The sequence below is a fragment of the Acinetobacter sp. NS-4 genome (assembly GCF_037402435.1).
Taxonomy (GTDB): domain Bacteria; phylum Pseudomonadota; class Gammaproteobacteria; order Pseudomonadales; family Moraxellaceae; genus Acinetobacter.
Window position 1 is genome coordinate 163,957 of sequence record NZ_JBBEUE010000003.1, and the last position, 18,567, is coordinate 182,523.

Below are 18,567 nucleotides of genomic sequence, written 5' to 3' on the forward strand. Positions count from 1 at the left end.
TGACTTAGGCTTTGGTCTTAAAGTGCTTTCACACTTCCCGTAACATGCGGCTTTTTGTTTTTACTGCTTCGAATGACGAACTCGGTATCTTTTCCTTCCTGAGCGGTCAAGAACTCCACTTTCGAAGGTAGATACATTGGCAGTTTAAACCAGACATCAGCTTCATAAGCATCTGGCAAAGTTAAGCTGGCAAGAGCTTTCGCTTTACTCCACATGCCATGGGCAATTGCCTGTTTAAAACCGAATGCTTTTGCCGTGATGGCATGGATATGAATCAGGTTAAAGTCACCAGACGTTAAAGCATAACGACGACCGGTATTTTCAGATACATTCCATTCGGCATTGAGTTCATAGACCGGCTTTTTATTGTCGACCAGTTTAGGCTTAGCTTTAGCATCAGTTTTTTGGCGAGCTAAATAGGTGGTGGTTCCTTGCATCACCACTTCATTGCCAACTTTCACCGTGGTCATAAAGTCAAACTGCACGCCCTTGTCATGTGGTTGCACCTCACCAAACTTGCAGGACAATGTTAATGCTTCATTGGTGCCCACTTTGCGGCTTTGTTTAATCTGGTTGCGAATATGCACCAAGCCCAAAATTGCAAATGGGAAAGTCTCTGTGGTCATCATGTGCATCTGTAGGCTTTGCGACAGCACCGCCAAATAAATGGCAGGAATATAACCATTATTTTTGAAGCCGCATACTTCATTGTAAGCTTTAAGATGCTTTTGATCGACCTTAAATGAATCCACCACATATTCAACTTGCGGCAGCACTTTTTCACCTTTAGGCTTTTTAAAAATCAAGCCTTGAATCACTTTCGGATAGGCTAAATAAGGTTTTGGAAGTTGACTAAAATGGCGAGTATTCATACTGAACCTTTGAGAAGTTTTATCATTATCAAGTTCCCTCTCTTCTTAGGAGAAGGTTAGGGAGAGGTATAAAATATAATCTATCCCAAATCAACTAATCCCTCCCAACCTCCCTTTATGAAAGGGAGGAGAAGTCCCCCTCTTTTTTAAAGGGGAATTTAGGGGGATTCAAGTTTAAGCCCCTAGCAAGCTTTGACCACACACACGAACGACATTACCATTTAAACCTGTAGACGCTGAAGATGCAAATAATGCAATTGTTTCAGCAACATCAACCGGTAGACCGCCTTGACTCATTGAGTTCATACGGCGACCTGCCTCACGAATGGCAAATGGAATCGCAGCTGTCATTTGAGTTTCAATGAAGCCCGGTGCAACCGCATTAATGGTTACGCCATTTTTCAAAATAGGTGCCGTAAATTTCACTACACCAATCACGCCTGCTTTAGAAGCAGCATAGTTGGTTTGCCCTAAATTACCCGCAATACCTGAAATTGATGATACGCAAACAATACGGCCATTGGCATTAAAGCCATCATTTTCAAGCAAGTAATCGTTCACACGTTCAATCGCAGACAAGTTAATGTTGATCACCAAATCCCAAAGCTCAGGCTTCATATTGGCCAAAGTTTTGTCACGGGTAATCCCTGCGTTATGCACAATAATATCCAGACCGCCTTGAGCAGCTGCAGCAGCCTTAATTTTTTCACCGGCATCCGCAGCAGTGATGTCAATCGCTAAGGTTGAACCGCCAATTTCTCCCGCAACACGGTCCAGATCAGCTTGCTGTTGAGGAACATCCAGGCAGATCACATGCGCGCCATCACGTGAAAGTACGTGAGCAATCGCTTCACCAATACCACGGCTTGCACCCGTTACAACAGCAGTTTTGCCAGCAAGCGGTTTAGCCCAGTCTACATCTACCACATCTGCCTTAGAAACGCGGATGACTTGACCAGACACATAAGCAGAACGCGGAGATACTGCAAAACGCACTGTAGATTCAAGGTTGGCTTCAGCGCCTTCATCGACATAAACAAGTTGTGCTGCAATACCTTTCTTGAATTCTTTACCCACAGATTTCACAAAACCTTCAAGCGCACGTTGAGCAATGGCCTGTTTTACCGTTTTTGCAGTTTCAGGGGTAATACCGACAACAACAACACGGCCTGAAGCCTGGATTTGACGCGCAATCGGGTTAAAGAAGTTATACAATTCTTTCAACTGTTCTGAGTTTTGAATACCCGAAGCATCAAAAATGACCGCTTTAAATTTTGACTCTTTGTCGCCTTCATTGAATGCACTCAGGTTTAAACCAACCTTTGCAGCAGCCTGTTGCAGTTCTGCATTGTTACCGGCATAGCCATTGGCATGAATATTGGCCAAAACCTGTGCAATTGCACCCGATAATGTACTTGATGGTGCAGCACCCAATAAAACAGCCCCTTTCACCACTGGGTTTGCTGACTCAAAACGCTCTAAAGAAGTGGGTGATGGCAAGCCTAAATTTTTGATGACAAATTTACCAATAGGAGATTTAGCAAAGGTTTGGTATTGATCAGTCATGTTTATTATCTCTCATACAAATTAATTTTTGATGGTTTTGAAAATATCTTTTTAACTTCAATATGATGTCAGGCACTTATATTTCAATACATCCATCAGTTTCCATAGAATCATACTTGAGTTAAATCATGGATGTCTTGACCTGAATGCTTTGCCTAATGTCATTTTAGTCAATTCAGCTGTTTTTAGATTGTGTTAATGTACACGCCAAGAATACTGTAAAATGCTTGGAAAAGCCTGATGAGCAAAACAACTCAAGAAAATCCGGCAGTCGAAAATTCTGCTACGGAAACTGTGTCAAAACCATCAAAAAGTACTTCTCGTACAACTAAAACTTCTGGCACGGCAGCCACGCCAGCAAATGCTGCGCCTAAAACAACCCGTACCCGTTCTACATCGGCACGTAGTAAAACTACAGCTTCAACGACAACAACACCCGAATCTACACCTCAAACGTCTGTTCAACAGGATAATACCATGAGCCAAAACACAGTTCGCCGCGTTGCAATTATCGGTGGTAACCGTATTCCTTTTGCCCGTTCAAACGGTGCTTACTTTACTGCTTCTAACAGCGACATGTTTACTGCAGCATTAAATGGTCTGATTGAGCGTTTTAATTTACAAGGTCAACGTTTAGGCGAAGTCGTTGCCGGCGCGGTTTTAAAACACAGCCGTGACTTTAACATGACCCGTGAGTGCGTATTAAATACTGAACTTGCTCCAGAAACACCTGCTTACGATATTCAGCAAGCCTGTGGCACGGGCTTACAAGCAGCATTCCTGATTGCCAACAAAATTGCACTGGGTCAAATTGAAGTAGGTATTGCGGGTGGTGTAGATACGACTTCTGATGCGCCAATTTCTTTCGGTGATGGTTTACGTAAAGCTTTGCTTGAACTGAACATTGCGAAAACCGCGAAAGACCGTTTAAAAGCATTAACCAAAATTAATATTAAAGACTTGATGGATGCCCCTAAAAACGGTGAACCACGTACTGGTCTATCTATGGGTGACCACCAAGCAATTACTACACTTGAATGGGGCATTTCTCGTGAAGCGCAAGATGAACTTGCTGCATCTTCACACCAAAAAATGGCAGCAGCTTATGAAGAAGGTTTCTTCGATGACCTGATCACGCCATTCCTAGGTTTAGAACGTGACAACAACTTACGTGCAGATTCATCTGCAGAAAAACTTGCAAAACTTAAACCGGCATTTGGTAAAGGCGATGCGCGTACCATGACTGCAGGTAACTCGACTCCGCTGACTGATGGTGCATCTTGTGTATTGTTAGCTTCTGAAGAATGGGCTAAAGCCAATGGTCACGAAATTTTAGCTTACTTAACCTTCCAGGAAACTGCAGCAGTTGACTTTGTAGAGAAAAAAGAAGGCTTGTTGATGGCACCTGCTTATGCAATTCCACGTATGCTTGAACGTGCTGGACTTAAACTTCAAGATTTCGACTACTATGAAATTCACGAAGCATTCGCATCACAAGTTCTTTCTACATTGAAAGCTTGGGAAGATCCTAAATTCTGTAAAGAGCGTTTAGGCTTAGATGCTCCATTGGGTTCAATTGACCGTAGCAAATTGAACATTAAAGGTTCATCGCTTGCAGCAGGTCACCCATTTGCAGCTACTGGCGGTCGTCTTATTGCTACTGCAGCAAAATTGCTTAACCAGAAAGGTTCAGGCCGTGTTCTAGTTTCGATCTGTGCTGCTGGTGGTCAAGGTGTAACAGCAATTATTGAAAAATAATCTTGCTGCTTTACCAGATCGATGAAAATACCGTTTGTTTATGCAAGCGGTATTTTTTATTTCATATTTTAAAAATTGAATAAAAATCTTAAAATAACAGACACTTTAAATACTTTCTAACAAGCCATGTACAATAAAAAACCAAGCTTAATTTTCGATTCTTTATCTAACATTGCCCCATACTCTTACTTTTTTATTGCTCCCTTGATTATTGCCTTTATCCTGATTTCTTTTGAGTTTTCTTTTTACGGTATTTTATCCACCACCCAAGCCTCTACCATTTCAACAGCGCATAAAATCTTGAATGATTTCTTTGCTTTGTGTACCTGGATCACCAGTTTAATTATTGCCTATAGTTACTTTTTTATTGGTCTAGATGCGGCAGCCAAGCAACAATTAAAACAACACATTCGTGCGCTCCCACCTAAGCAACAAAGTATGTATAAGCCACTCGGGATTATCTTTTTTATTTTTATCGTGCTGTTCTTAAACCTAAATTGGTTTTTTATCTCAAATGATTTACCAGCCCGGAATAGTAAAGGCTATTTAATGGCTTATCTGCTCTATCACGCGCCTAAATATCTCAGTTTAATTTTTTCCTTCTTACAATATTCATTCATCATCTTTTTGACCCTGATGCTGTTTAATGCATTGGAGGGTCGCAAAATAAAATAAAAAAGCCATAACTTAGTTTGGCTTTTTTATTTATTGAGTTAACCACATTAACTTTGACGATATTCAGGCTGATAACCCATCGAAGCTTCAATATGGTCATAACACCATTGGAAAATAAAAGTGTACACCAAAATACACAGGGTCATGCTGAGATCAGTCAAAATGGCCTGCCAGATTGGCATTTCCAGTGCATAAGCCACCATGGGAATGGTCGCCAGCATCAAGCCACCTTCAAAACCAATCGCATGTAAAATACGCACACCGACCGTTCTTTTCAGTTTGCGTTTGGCTTCAAACTTTTCAAAAAAATGATTGAAAGTCATATTCCAAATCACTGAAGTGACGGCCATAGCGATACCTAGAGTACCCGTCACTTGCATAGGCATTTCAAAAATAAAGCTTAACGCAATCGCAATGATCACCAGCAGGATCGTTTCATAGCTCAGTGCATGAATCATCCTTCTTTTGGAAATCAACATTTTAAAACTCTTTTATTTAGATGAAAGCATTTTATTTTGATAATATTGATTAATCGAATTAGATTCTTTCAAAAGTTTTGATAGATGAATATTAACCAAGAACAACTGATCATTTTTAAAACCGTGATTGAAAGCGGCTCATTTTCTGCGGCTGCGAGAAAGCTGGGTAAGGTTCCATCTGCAGTCAGCATGTCGATTGCCAATCTGGAAATTGATCTCAATTTATCGCTATTCACCCGTGTTGGCCGTGAGCCAGTACCTACCCCTCAAGCCCTGACGCTATACGAAAAAACCGAACAGTTACTTATTGAAATCAACCAGTGGAAACAGCAGGCTTTTGCCCTGAGTCAGGGTCTGGAATCCGCTTTAAATATTGTGGTGGTCTCTGAACTGCTGCACACGAAGTGGATTGACTATATTTCATTGCTGGAAAAACAGTTTCCTGAACTGCAAATCAATATTTTTTCAGCGCCGCAGGAAGATGCGTTAAAAATGCTGTTGAACCAGACCGCGCAATTGGCACTCATGTTTGAACGTGAACAGCTGGAAGCGCGCGAACAGTTTGTTGAACTTAAACGTGAGGCCTTGGTGCCTGTTGCAGCGATCAACTCCCTATTAGCCACATTTGAGCAGGTGAGCTATGAGCAAATTCTGCAAAGCCGGCAAATTGTGGTGGCAAGTCGTGACCGCAGCATTAAACCGGAATTGCTGTTTTCAAAAACCTACTGGCGCACAGATAACCATTTATCGGCCTGTACCATGATTCAGCAAGGCCTGGGATGGGGTGTTTTACCTTTAGAAATGTTGAATCAGAATCCTCATATTCAACAACAACTTAAAATACTTAACTTTCTGGATTTCAGTCCTAAATTTGAATATTTTGTCGATCTGGTCTGGAGTCGTGAAAGTCAACTAGGTGCAGCTGCTCATTTTTTGATTAATCACATCCGAAATTCGAGAAAAAACACAAAATAGACAGGGCTTATACGCGCTTTTTACTTTGGATAAAAGCAGATTGTGATATAACAAATATGGGAAATAACTTTAAGAACTAGACGACAATGACTCAATCAGCCTTAAATCAATTAAAAAACTTAACCACCATTGTTGCCGACAGTAGTGATCTTTCCGCGATCGAAAAATTTCGCCCACTTGATGCAACAACCAATCCTTCACTGATTACAGCTGCAGCCAATCAAGCCGAAAATAAGGAACTGATTGAAGCTGCTTTTGAACAGGCAAAATCAGAAGGATATAGCGGCGATCTTTTGATTGAGCGTACCATCGATATACTCACGGTCAAGTTTGGTGTGGAAATTTTAAAACTGATTCAAGGACGAGTTTCCACCGAAGTGGATGCAGCACTTTCTTATGATACTGAAGCTACCATTGCCAAAGCCAAAGAACTACTGGATTTATATAAGACTTATGGTATTGATCAAAACCGTATCCTGATTAAAATTGCTTCTACCTGGGAAGGCATTCAGGCAGCTAAAGTATTAGAAGCGGAAGGTATTCATTGTAACCTGACCCTGCTCTTCGGTTTGCATCAAGCTCAGGCCTGTGCTGATGCCAACGTCACCCTCATTTCACCATTTGTCGGCCGTATTCTTGACTGGTTCAAAAAAGCAGAAAATGTCGACCATTATCCAGTTGAAAAAGATCCGGGGGTACTTTCGGTCAAACAGATTTATCATTTCTACAAACAGAACTGCATCAAAACAGAAGTGATGGGTGCAAGTTTCCGCAGTATCGATCAGGTCCTTGGACTGGCTGGTTGTGACCTGCTCACTGTTTCTCCAAACCTTTTGGCAGAACTGGAACAGGATCAGCGTGAAGTGGTCGCTCAGCTTTCAAACAACCATGCTCAAGCACATTGTCAGCATCAGGTCGAGCCTTTAACTAAAGAAGCCTTTAAAGCTCAGATTGAACACGACTTAATGGCTTCGCAGCTTTTACAAAGCGGAATTGACGGATTTATTAAAGCACGTGACCAGTTAAGTACTTTATTGCGCCAGTCTTTTGGCTTAGATGCTGAAATTAAAGCTTAATTGACTCAAATCTCCCCCATAAAAAAAGCCGATTTTGTTATAGTGAACAGATCGGCTTTTTTATGATTTGAGAGTTTATTTTGTTCGGCATAACCGATCTCAGCACCTATATTATTGGTACAACACTAATCGTATTATTACCCGGTCCAAATTCGCTCTATGTGATGTCCATCGCTTCACGCTTCGGGATAAAAGCCGGTTATAAAAGTGCTTTCGGTGTCTATACGGGCGACCTGATTTTAATTCTACTGACGGCATTGGGTGCAGCCTCATTACTACATGCTTTTCCCTGGTTATTTACCTTACTGAAAATTATTGGTGCAATTTACTTAAGTTATTTAGGCATAAAATTACTGATTGCAGCCTATCACAGCTGGAATGCCCTACCTTCAAGTGCTCAAATAACCACAATAGAAAAAAATATTGAACAGTTGCATCCGTTTAAAACTGCATTAACCATCAGTATTTTAAACCCCAAAGCCATTTTGTTTTATTTGTCCTTTTTTGTGCAGTTTGTCGATCCAGCTTACCCCTATCCGGCAATTACCTTTACTGCACTTGCAGTGGTGTTACAGATTATTAGCATGAGTTATTTAACCATCCTGATTTTTTCCGGGGCAAAACTCGCCTCTTATTTCACTTCCCGTTATAAAGTGACGGCTGCATGTGTAGCAACTGTAGGACTGTTATTTTGTGGTTTTGGAATTAAACTTGCGACTTCCACCTTGTAGCTTTTAGGCTGAGTGAAGCAAGCTAAACCTGTAAATACCCTATAAATTATAACTATACTGTCTTTCCGCTTAAAAATTAAAGGCGTATCATTGCTACGCTTTTCAATCATTATAAGATGCACATTGCAAAGGATGTATGCAAAAATTTCTCCATGACTTTTCTGTCCCTGCTGTTTTTGCCGGATTTATTACTTTTCTAGTTGGAATCAGTGTTTCATCGGTATTGGTGATTCAATCGGCTCAATTACTAGGCGCATCTACAGCTCAAATCACGTCCTGGTTTTGGGCATTAGGCTTAGGGATTGGGTTGTCAGGTTTAATTTTATCCTGGAAATTTAAATATCCGGTTGCCACCTCATGGTCTACTGCTGGACTGGCGCTTATTTTAGCTACCGGCAGCGGTTATAGTTTGCATGAAGCCATCGGTGCATTTCTGGTTTGCGGTTTACTCAGCGCTATCTTAGGTTTTTCGGGTATTTTTCAGAGAGTGTTATCCTATATTCCCCAAAGCTTAACCAGTGCCATGCTGGCAGGTGTACTGCTTAAATTTGGTATCGCGCTTTTTGCCAGCATGCAAAATGATTGGGGATTCATCCTTTCATTATTAAGCGTCTATATTCTATCGAAACGCCTGTCGCCGCGTTATAGCATCGTGATTACGGTGATTGCCGGACTGCTGCTGTGCCCCATATTTATGCAGTTCCATCCAGCAAATATTCAACTTAGTTTAGCCCAACCGCTATGGGTGACCCCTGAATTTAGCTGGTCAGCTTTTCTCGGCTTAGCCCTGCCTTTATTTGTCATTAATATGGCATCGCAATATTTACCCGGTCTTGCCATGATCAAGAGCTATGGCTATGAGCCGAATATCAACCAGCTGATTGGCTGGACAGGTACGGCGCAAAGTATTTTGGCACCGTTTGGATGTTTTAGCGTAAATATTGCCGCCATCAGTGCTGCAATCAGCCTGGATGATCAGGCACATCCTGACAGTAAAAAGCGTTATATTGCCGGAATGAGCTGTGGATTTTTTTATATCCTGATGGGTTTATTTGCGGCAACGCTGACCAGTCTTTTGATGTCATTCCCTAGCGTGTTTATTACCGCACTCGCGGGCATTGCCTTGTTAGGTACCATTGGACACAACATCGCGCTTGCTTTTCATCAGTCTGCTGAACGTGAAGCAGCATTATTGACCTTTTTATTCAGTGCTTCTGGGGTACAGTTTTTCGGCATTGGTTCAGCCTTCTGGGGCTTAGTCTTTGGTTTTGCCGTATCCAGCATACTGAAATTTAAAACAACGCAATCCAGTAAATAAGCCCTCCCTGTTATTGGTATCCAGCCTGAAAATATGAATACTCAGGCTTATGCTATGTTCTTTATATGCAGCATGATTATGATTTTTTAAATCTATCGATTTTATTAATGTCCGATGGATTTAGAAAAGACATTCATAAGAATCACTCCCCCAATGATCATGGCAACTCCCAAGATAGCCGGAAAATCTAGACTTTGACGCAACAGGAAAAAACCAATCAAAGCCGTTAATATAATACCTACACCACTCCAGATCGCATAGGCGATGCCCAATGGAATGGTCTTAAGCACTTGCGATAATAAAAAAATGAAATCACATAAAATACAAATACCAGCAGACTCGACGCTAATTTGCTAAAATCTTCTGACTTGACCAGAAAAGTTGAACCTATCGCTTCTGAAATAATGGCCAAACCCAATAAGGTATAAGCCAGCACAATAGGATTCCTACCTTTAATGCTATCTCACCTAGATTAAGCGCCGCTCCATCTTTGAGATATTCACCGCTCTAAAATTAAACTACAAATTTGCATCACTATATTTTTGTATAAACTGAATGGTTTGCTTGAATGTTTGCTGGCTGGCTTTTTTACTCATCATAAATTGATATTCATGCACCAAAAACTCTTTGCTCTCTGGATAAAATGCACTGGTCACCGCTATTTTTTCACGCATCAGCGCATCAACAAACGGTATGGACTGGGTCTTGGTTAAAAAGTCTTTATTGCCTCCACTAATAAATACCGGCGGATAATTCGCAGTTAAATATTGAATGGGAGAAATCCCTGTTAAAAACTCGGCATCATCTTTTTTATTTCCTGTATAAGCCTGAACCAGATTAAATACGCCCCATTCAATGAGTTTCATTTCATCCGGAGCAGTATGAATAAAGGCATTCAGGTCATAAATACCACAATGCAGGATCAAACCTTTAATCTGTTCACGTTGGATTAATGGCGTAAAAGCAGACCGCTGGGCAAAATCAGGATTACTGAGTAAAGCGGCATAATGACTAACTAGATTGGCCCCTGCAGAGTCGCCCGCCAGATACATATGCTGGGGATTAATATGATAAGCATCAGCATGATCGCTAATGAATTTGAGCGCCTGATTAATTTGCAGCAGCTGCTCAGGATAAATCGTTTGCGGAGCAAATTGGTATTCGACTGAAACCACGTTATAGCCTTGATCAGCCAAACGTTTAAAGTAGCCACGAGCGTGCTCTTTAGAGCCTGAAATCCAGCCACCACCATGAATCCACACCACAGTCGGCCGCATTCCCAACGCTACAATATCAGAAGGTTGGTAAATATCCAGATGCAGCGCCGGATTTTGAAAATAGGCAATGTTGGTTTGAACTAACACTTCTGGAGCATGCCGATCTATAAACTTTTTTTGAATATTAGTCGAGGCATTAAATACGCCGGCAATAACCTTGCTGCTACTTTGCACATTCTGGCAACCACTACCAGACAGTGCGGCAATTAAACATAAGCTTAGACTAAAAGATTTTGAATACACATTTGACCTATTAACTTACTCTCCACAATTTTGAGAGGAATAATCATATTTTACGCATTTTAATCGCGGTTTAAACATTTAGAAATACTAGCTCGAATATTGAGTTTTACACTCAATTTTTCAATGCAAAATTGAATACACTTATATTTATGATTTGTATATAATTTAATGAATTTTAAAACAATTTCCACAGACTAAATTGATCAATTCAACACAATGTGCTATGTATAAACAATAGCTACACAATAAACGCTAAGGAATCATTCTTATGTCTTATCAAAATATTCTAGTCCCAGTTGACGGCTCAGAAATTTCTTTCTCTGCAGTTAAAAATGCAGCTCAAATTGCTAAGGCATTTTCTAGCCAATTAACATTGATCAGCCTGGTCACTGAAGACCCATTTTCTGAAGCAGATTTCTATTATCCATCTCCAATCATGAAAGAATATTTTGTTGAGGCTTATGCCAATGCCGAAAAGGCATTAGAAAAAGCCAAAACGATTGCTGCTGAGAATGGGGTCATTGCAACGCCTCAAATCATTAAAGGCAATATCTCCGAAGAAGGTATTATTGAAACTGCGGAAAAATTGAAAACCGACCTGATTGTGATGGGTTCCCATGGGCGTAAAGGTTTTCAAAAATTCTTACTGGGCAGCTTTGCTCAGGATGTTTTAAAAGGCACCAAGCTTCCTGTTTTAGTGGTAAAAGAATAAGTATTTCAAAAAATGAGCCTTTCAATCAATGCAAGGCTCATTTTATCGATTCCGGCGTTTCACCAGATGGTCATCATAACTGGCTATAAATCATCATAACTCTTATCCATTCAGCAATATTCATAAGGAAATTTCATGTCTTATAAACATATTTTGGTTCCAGTAGATGAATCCCCTATTTCTTATGCAGCTGTTGAACAAGCATTAGCCTTGGCCAAACCTTTAAATTGCCAAGTCACCATTACCAGTGTAATTGCTGTTGATCCCTTTGTCGGTGTAGATTTTTATAAGGTCGCACCTGCAATTACCGATTATTTTATTGAAGCTGAAAAAAATGCGCAGTTGCGCTTGGCGGAGATCAAACAATCTTTCATTCGCGATGGAATTGCCGTAGACACCAAAATTGTTCGCGGTGTATCACCTGCTGAAGGTATTATGCAAATAGCTGATGAAGTAGGCGCTGATTTAATTATTATGGGCTCTCATGGTCGTACCGGATTTAAAAAATTGATGTTAGGCAGTGTGGCACAAGAAGTCTTGACCCAGTCTCCAATTCCCGTATTGATTATGAAAGTCTAAGCAAAAAAAAGTCCCTGTAGTACAGGGACTTTTTTTTATATACAGATATCGGCCATCTGTTCATCATGCCAATCACGCACTTGATCCGAGGCACGAAAAATATCTCTTAGCCCTGCGAAGCCAAAACCATCCTGGCTGAACATTTTATCTTGGCCTGAACACCTGTTTATACTTTAGAAATATGCTGATGTAAGGTTTGCAGGAAAATTTCCGCTTCAAGTTTGCTGTTAAAAACTTTCTCATAGCTTCCCATGGATTGAATATTATGGGGCGTATATTCAATCGCCACAACAAAATTACCATCAGTGGCATTTTTCGAAACCCGAATTGCAATAATATGCTGAGTATTTAGGTAAAAACCATCTTCAATTTTAACTAACAAAACCAATCTCCAGTCTACTTAGTAAAATCACAGGCTAATTCAATCACAGTCTGTTAAATGACAAAAGCTCATCCTAAGATGAGCTTTTATATGCCTATATTACCCCTAAAATGTGATTAATTCGACACTTTTAAAGCGATTAATTCATAGGAATTAAGTCTTAACATGGCAGAATGAAGTGGAGTTCAACCAAACATAAGCATAATTTATAATCAGTAAAATGATTGAAATATAAAAAAAGCCTTTTCCTGGCTTTAGCAGAAAAAGGCTTTTGCGGCTTATTCAGTCTGTCTGAGTTAGACGTTCAACATACTGTTTAAAGTTTCGACCACATTTTTAGATTTCACTTGTGGTTTTAAAGCCTCAAGTGCAGTTTTTACTTCTGTACGTTGTGGCTCTGCCAAAGTGTACCAGCGCGAAAGTACTTGCAGTAAGCGTGAACCCACAATCGGGTTTTTCTCATCCAGATATTTAGCCAGATCGATATAGTGCTGAATACCAAAACTCCAGGTATTCACAGGATTGGCATTTAAACCACCACTCACCGAACGGATCCGGTTAGGATTACCCAAATCATAATCAGGATGAGAGGTTAAATATTTGATGGTTTCTGCATTTGCTTTTGGATGCGCTGCTTGAACCATAAACCATTGATCTAAAGACAAGGCTTCATCTTCAAAACGGCTATAGAAGTCCGCCAAAACTTCCTTGGCTTGTGGTGCATCATTCCAGACCAGAACTTTGAGCGCACCCAAACGTTCAGACATGTTACCTGTATGATACTGTTCATAAGCCAAATCAAAGGCAGATACATCACCTTGGCGTGCGATCATGCTGAGCATGATGTTTCTGAGTGCACGAACACCCATCGCTTGAGAAAATTCACTTTGCATATCTGGATCTAATTCCAGATAGGTCTCTTTACAGAATGAGCCAAATTCACGTGCCAGGGTATCTAGCAAGGCATTACGCTGTTCCTGAATTTTGGCAGGCTGATAATCTGTATCAATACGGCTACCCAAATAGCCTTCGGTCGGCACATCAAACAAACGTGAAGCCAAGAGTGGATCTTTTTCAATGACTTCTGGCAAAGTATTTTTCATGGCTTGAATATAAATATCAGCATCATGGCCATTTAATAAAATACGTTCCAGCAAGGTTTGAGTGGCTTGCCACTGGTTGAAACCATTGGTTTCATATTGCATCAAGAAAGCCAGTTCTTCATCGGAATAGTTGAATTCAAGATTGACTGGTGCAGAGAAATTACGCAGTAATGACACCACCGGTTTTGCCGTTACGCCGGTAAATTCAATGCTTGCCGTATCTGTATCAAACAGATACACGCCATCTTTAACAGCATTTTCAAATAGTGCTTCAGATTGCAAAGTATATTGCTCACCTGTTTCTGCATTAAACAGTGCCAAAGCCACAGGAATTGGAACAGCTTTTAGGTTTGGATATTTATGATGATCTTTTAACGATTGTTTAAAGCTTAAACGGTAGATTTGAGTCGCAACATCGTACTCGCCTTTGGCTTCCAGTTTTGGTGTACCCGGCTGGTTATACCAGATCAGGAATGCCGATAAATCGACACCAGAACCTGCAGTCAATGCTGAAACCCAATCTTCAACCGTTACTGCCTGACCATCATGACGGCGGAAGTATTCGTCCGTGCCTTGACGGAATTTTTCTCTACCGAGCAATGTTGCCATCATGCGGTTAATTTCCGCACCTTTTTCGTACACAGTCGCTGTATAGAAGTTATTAATTTCGACAAAGTGATCTGGACGTGGTGGATGTGATAACGGACCTGAATCTTCAGGGAACTGATGCGCTTTGAGTACCGCAACATCATCAATACGTTGTACCGCAGCCGACTGTAAATCTTCCGAGAAAGACTGATCACGGAATACCGTCAAACCTTCTTTTAAGCACAGTTGGAACCAGTCACGGCAAGTAATCCGGTTACCGGTCCAGTTATGGAAATATTCATGCGCAATCACCGACTGTACCCGCATGATGGCTGCGTCAGTAGTGAACTCTTCATCGGCAAGTACACATGAAGTGTTGAAGATATTCAGGCCCTTATTCTCCATGGCGCCCATGTTAAATGCACTGGTCGCCACAATCATGTAGTTATCCAAATCGTATGGACGACCATAATGCTCTTCATCCCATTGCATCGAATGTTTCAGTGCTTGCATGGCAATGTGACATTTTGGAATATCTTTTTCTTCGGCATAAATTTCAAGTGATACGTTACGGCCTTCAGAGGTAACATAAGAATCTTTCAGTACTGCCAAATCACCAATCACACAGGCAAACAAATAACTTGGTTTTTTGGTCGGATCTTGCCAGATCGTATAGTGACGACCTTCACCGGCCTCACCGGCTTCCATCAAGTTACCATTGGCTAAAAGCACAGGAAATTTTTTGTCTGCTTCCACACGCGTGGTAAAGACAGAAAGAACATCCGGGCGGTCTGGATAAAAAGTGATTTTGCGGAAACCCTCAGGTTCATTTTGAGTGACAAATAAATCGCTACCCGCCTGATATAAGCCTTCAAGCTGGGTATTACTTTCAGGATGAATCACCACTGCAGTCTCAAGAATGACTTCATTGGGTGCATTGGCAATCACCAGTTGTTCAGCATCCAGTGTGTAGTCTGCTTCGGTGAGTTGCTTACCGTTTAAAGTAATTGATTTTAATTCCAGGTCACGACCAAGCAGTACCAAATCGCCTGATGTCTGGCGCTTCATCACCAATGTTGCGTTTACATCAGTACGATCTGTATGAACTTGAATATCCAAGTTGATTGAATCAACCAAAAAAGAGGGTTTTTCGTAGTCTTTCAAATAAACAGTTTGGTCTGCTTCAACCACTGGGTTTGCCGCGATATTCATATAATGTCCTAATCCTGTAGTTCTTAAGCCAAGACTTTGTTTTTTGTGAGTGCTTCGATCATACGACAACTTTCACAATCTGTCTGTGCGATTGATTTGAGTTATATATGGGCACATTGCTCACAATTTTCAATTCGTTGTCCGAACATCAGTACAATTAATATTTTAGTTGCTTACTTATCATACGTGCAGTTAAAAATCATGCGCCATAACGCCAATACCTTTCAGTAATGTAAATAGAAAATAAGTGTCTTTTGATATCTCTTTATATTATTTGAGCAAGAATTAGCTGGCTTATAAACTGGCATAACTCAAAGTGACAGATATTTTCAAGATGAATACATTTTGAGCACGTTTCTTGCTTGTATATATTTGTGTAAAGCGCACTATAAAATCAGATCAAAATTAGAAGAGGTGTCCCATGTATTTAAAAGACCATATTGTCCGTGTGGAAAATATCAAGACTATGCAAACTCTCGACGCTGCCGGAATCGATCATAAAGTGATTGCCATGTTTATGAGCTGTGAAGGTATTCCAATGCAATCGCCCGATATTTGCGCAATTTTGAATAATTACGATTCATTAGGCAGCAAAAAAATTCCATCTAAAAAGGTTCAGGCTTTAATCAATGCAAAGCAATTAGGCGAGGAGGATGAGTCATTACCTTGCCCTGCTTCGTATTAATTTAAAGAATTTAAATGCCCCTGATAGTCCTTTCTTTTGTGGAGATGGTGGATTTACCTTTCCATCTCCACATAAATGGATAATAAATACTTAGGCTATTTTTTAGAGCAAAGTTCGCTTATATTTTCCTGCTTGCATTTATTGTTCATTCAGCGCTATTCAATCACGTTACAATAAAAGAGATGTGTATAATCGTTTGAATGATTAACCAGACTTGTGATTGATTCTTTCCATGCTCCTTCAGATTCTGCAAAAACAGTTAGATGAAAGTACATCATGCCCTTTGTGTCAGGCATCCATGTTCTGGATTGAAGCAGAACAGTACGATCAAGCACTTAATTTTCATGAATGTAGTCACTGCCAACATCGTGTCTTTCAAGATGAGCGCACCAACTGTCATTGTGAAAAATGTCTAGTCAATCGAAAAAAAATGCTCACCGAAACGCGTCTTCAAGAGCAACGCAAAATCAAATCGAAAAATAAAGATAATGTCGAATATCGACTGGATCAGATCAGCTTTCTGAATAAATTATTTTTACTGAGTATTCTGGATAATCAGGTTCAGGAACATACTACGCATCATGAATATATTGATTGGGAAAGCATTAAATATCATGCCATCACCCCCAATTATCTGTTTCAGAATTATTTGGTCAAACAATTGGTAAAAGAACAAATCCTGATGGCTAAAGATTTTGCCGTTGAGGCACATCATTACTATGTCAATGTGCGTTTAGACGGTTATTCTGAACCGAGTCTGTTTAGCATTACCCAGCAACTTCGTAACTGGTTTTATGAAAATTTAACCATGGGTGTGCCCTTTAAAAATGCAGATGAAGTAAAAAATGTACTTTATCTGGTTCTCTATCAGGAAATTATTCAGTTTGCCCAGTTTTATTGCCGCACTTGGGGCATTCAAATTGCGGGAAACAACAGTTTTCAAACTTTTTGCTATCGCCTGATGGATTCATTGGCGGTGGGGCAAATCTATTATCTGGTGCAAACTGCGCTGGAATATTTGCATCAGCAGAAAGCACTCCAGCCACGCAATGAAAACTTTATCAATACCAACTTGTTAAAGAAAACCTTACAGCAATACCGTGAACGTTCAGTGACGGAAAAATGGGAAACCTCCACCCTGCCTCGTCCGCACAACATTCCATTTAGCAAGATGAGTGAAATCCTGTTGTTCCGCTTTCTTGGCTATGATGAAGCTATTTTTTTCCAGCCGATTTGGCGCCTATGGAAAAAAATTGAACCCCGATTAAGTTTCTATTCACAAAAACGCTGTATGTATTGTGGTTCCAATGAACTTAGCGTGGATTATGATGCCGAAAATTATGTGACTTTATGCTGTCACACCTGCAAGCATCAAGACCACTATTTTACCCAATAGAATTTCACCCGTTAAATGGTGATCGATATGTTCAATTTTTCCGATTCCACCCTATATAATTTAAGGAATAACCCCATGGATCAAACTTCAGCACTGGTCGAGCAGATTGTTGAAGCATGGACACAGCTGCATAGCCAGCAGCCTTTGGTGCAATGCATTACCAATAGCGTGGCAGCCAACTATACAGCCAATGTTTTATTGGCTGCTGGTGCTTCACCAGCCATGATTGATAATCCATTTGAAGCTGAAAGTTTTACCCAGATTGCAGCGGCACTGAGCATTAACCTAGGTACACCCACACAGGAACAAATGCAGGCCATGCAAATTTCTGCACAAACGGCGCAGCGTAGCGATACCCCCTGGGTGCTTGACCCGGTAGGATATGGACCGATTTTAAAGTGGCGCTCAGACATGGTGGATAATTTATTGCAATATCATCCAACGGTGATTCGGGGCAATGCTTCTGAAATTAGCACGCTCGCAGGCAAGCAAACGCAATCTAAAGGTGTCGACAGCACGCTCGATAGCGCCGACGTTTACAGCCATGCTAAAGTCCTGCTCGAACATGCGGAATGTATTGCCATTTCAGGTGAGTCCGATTTTATTTTAAGCAAAGAATTGGATGCGGTCATTCAGGTGCATGGCGGTTCTTATTTACAACCCAAAGTAACGGCCACAGGCTGTGCATTGGGTGCCTTAATTGCTGCTTACTGCGCTGTAAGCAGCCCGACTATTGCAACGCTCGCTGCTCATACCCATTTTGCCATTGCCGGGAAATTGGCATTTGAGCAAGCGCCTATGCTCGGACAGTTTAATGTGGCCTTTATGGATCAGATTTACAGTTTAAATCCTGAACTCATACAGCAATATGCAGATATTAAAATTTTGACCCTTTGAATCTATCCTGCATTACTATTGCTGATGTATGGCAGATGTTCAG

The 18,567-nt window shown here is 40.7% G+C and carries 17 protein-coding genes and 1 pseudogene; 11 read left to right on the forward strand and 7 right to left on the reverse strand.

What is annotated here, in order from left to right; translation table 11 throughout:
• Positions 1–17: 17 nt before the first annotated feature.
• Both WAE57_RS03640 and WAE57_RS03645 read right to left on the reverse strand, forming a co-directional pair.
• Complete coding sequence (locus WAE57_RS03640; RefSeq protein ID WP_337708325.1) at positions 18–872, reverse strand: MaoC/PaaZ C-terminal domain-containing protein; 855 nt, start codon at positions 870–872, stop codon at positions 18–20.
• A 174-nt stretch (positions 873–1,046) separates the two neighbouring features.
• Entirely contained in the window at positions 1,047–2,438 is a 1,392-nt protein-coding gene (locus WAE57_RS03645) for a 3-oxoacyl-ACP reductase (RefSeq protein ID WP_337708326.1), read from the reverse strand.
• Between the two features lie 240 nt (positions 2,439–2,678).
• On the opposite strand from WAE57_RS03645, the gene WAE57_RS03650 reads away from it, so the two are divergent.
• Both WAE57_RS03650 and WAE57_RS03655 read left to right on the forward strand, forming a co-directional pair.
• Positions 2,679–4,196: an acetyl-CoA C-acetyltransferase gene (locus WAE57_RS03650; protein WP_337708328.1), complete on the forward strand. Its 1,518-nt coding sequence runs from the start codon at positions 2,679–2,681 to the stop codon at positions 4,194–4,196.
• A 126-nt stretch (positions 4,197–4,322) separates the two neighbouring features.
• Entirely contained in the window at positions 4,323–4,871 is a 549-nt protein-coding gene (locus tag WAE57_RS03655; protein ID WP_337708330.1) for a hypothetical protein, read from the forward strand.
• Between the two features lie 47 nt (positions 4,872–4,918).
• Here the strand turns inward: WAE57_RS03655 and aceI are convergent, their stop codons facing one another.
• Positions 4,919–5,350: a chlorhexidine efflux PACE transporter AceI gene (gene aceI, locus WAE57_RS03660; protein ID WP_337708332.1), complete on the reverse strand. Its 432-nt coding sequence runs from the start codon at positions 5,348–5,350 to the stop codon at positions 4,919–4,921.
• An 84-nt stretch (positions 5,351–5,434) separates the two neighbouring features.
• Here aceI and WAE57_RS03665 point away from each other — a divergent pair, with 84 nt between their 5' ends.
• The 4 genes from WAE57_RS03665 (at position 5,435) to WAE57_RS03680 (ending at position 9,450) form a co-directional block, all read left to right on the forward strand.
• Entirely contained in the window at positions 5,435–6,325 is an 891-nt protein-coding gene (locus WAE57_RS03665; RefSeq protein ID WP_337708335.1) for a LysR family transcriptional regulator, read from the forward strand.
• An 86-nt stretch (positions 6,326–6,411) separates the two neighbouring features.
• Positions 6,412–7,401 (forward strand): transaldolase, encoded by a 990-nt coding sequence (gene tal / locus WAE57_RS03670; protein WP_337708337.1) that lies wholly within the window; start codon positions 6,412–6,414, stop codon positions 7,399–7,401.
• An 80-nt stretch (positions 7,402–7,481) separates the two neighbouring features.
• Entirely contained in the window at positions 7,482–8,132 is a 651-nt protein-coding gene (leuE, locus tag WAE57_RS03675; protein WP_337708339.1) for a leucine efflux protein LeuE, read from the forward strand.
• 136 nt (positions 8,133–8,268) lie between these two features.
• Positions 8,269–9,450: a benzoate/H(+) symporter BenE family transporter gene (locus WAE57_RS03680; protein WP_337708341.1), complete on the forward strand. Its 1,182-nt coding sequence runs from the start codon at positions 8,269–8,271 to the stop codon at positions 9,448–9,450.
• A 104-nt stretch (positions 9,451–9,554) separates the two neighbouring features.
• Here WAE57_RS03680 and WAE57_RS03685 read toward each other — a convergent pair.
• A pseudogene (locus WAE57_RS03685) lies at positions 9,555–9,883 on the reverse strand (multidrug efflux SMR transporter).
• Between the two features lie 85 nt (positions 9,884–9,968).
• Positions 9,969–10,970: an alpha/beta hydrolase gene (locus WAE57_RS03690; protein ID WP_337708343.1), complete on the reverse strand. Its 1,002-nt coding sequence runs from the start codon at positions 10,968–10,970 to the stop codon at positions 9,969–9,971.
• Between the two features lie 268 nt (positions 10,971–11,238).
• On the opposite strand from WAE57_RS03690, the gene WAE57_RS03695 reads away from it, so the two are divergent.
• Entirely contained in the window at positions 11,239–11,682 is a 444-nt protein-coding gene (locus tag WAE57_RS03695; RefSeq protein WP_337708345.1) for a universal stress protein, read from the forward strand.
• 135 nt (positions 11,683–11,817) lie between these two features.
• On the forward strand, positions 11,818–12,261 hold the full coding sequence (locus WAE57_RS03700; RefSeq protein WP_086175008.1) for a universal stress protein: 444 nt from the start codon (positions 11,818–11,820) through the stop codon (positions 12,259–12,261).
• Positions 12,262–12,427: 166 nt separating this feature from the next.
• Here WAE57_RS03700 and WAE57_RS03705 read toward each other — a convergent pair whose 3' ends face one another.
• Both WAE57_RS03705 and pepN read right to left on the reverse strand, forming a co-directional pair.
• Positions 12,428–12,643, reverse strand: a complete 216-nt coding sequence (locus WAE57_RS03705; RefSeq protein WP_337708348.1) for a hypothetical protein — start codon at positions 12,641–12,643, stop codon at positions 12,428–12,430.
• 296 nt (positions 12,644–12,939) lie between these two features.
• Entirely contained in the window at positions 12,940–15,546 is a 2,607-nt protein-coding gene (pepN, locus tag WAE57_RS03710; protein ID WP_337708350.1) for an aminopeptidase N, read from the reverse strand.
• Between the two features lie 421 nt (positions 15,547–15,967).
• Between pepN and WAE57_RS03715 the strand changes: the two genes are divergently transcribed.
• The 3 genes from WAE57_RS03715 (at position 15,968) to thiM (ending at position 18,524) form a co-directional block, all read left to right on the forward strand.
• On the forward strand, positions 15,968–16,231 hold the full coding sequence (locus WAE57_RS03715; protein WP_067726101.1) for a hypothetical protein: 264 nt from the start codon (positions 15,968–15,970) through the stop codon (positions 16,229–16,231).
• Between the two features lie 232 nt (positions 16,232–16,463).
• Positions 16,464–17,627, forward strand: a complete 1,164-nt coding sequence (locus WAE57_RS03720; RefSeq protein ID WP_337708357.1) for a hypothetical protein — start codon at positions 16,464–16,466, stop codon at positions 17,625–17,627.
• Positions 17,628–17,702: 75 nt separating this feature from the next.
• Positions 17,703–18,524, forward strand: coding sequence for a hydroxyethylthiazole kinase (thiM, locus tag WAE57_RS03725; RefSeq protein WP_337708359.1), 822 nt, complete (start codon positions 17,703–17,705; stop codon positions 18,522–18,524).
• Positions 18,525–18,567: the final 43 nt, after the last annotated feature.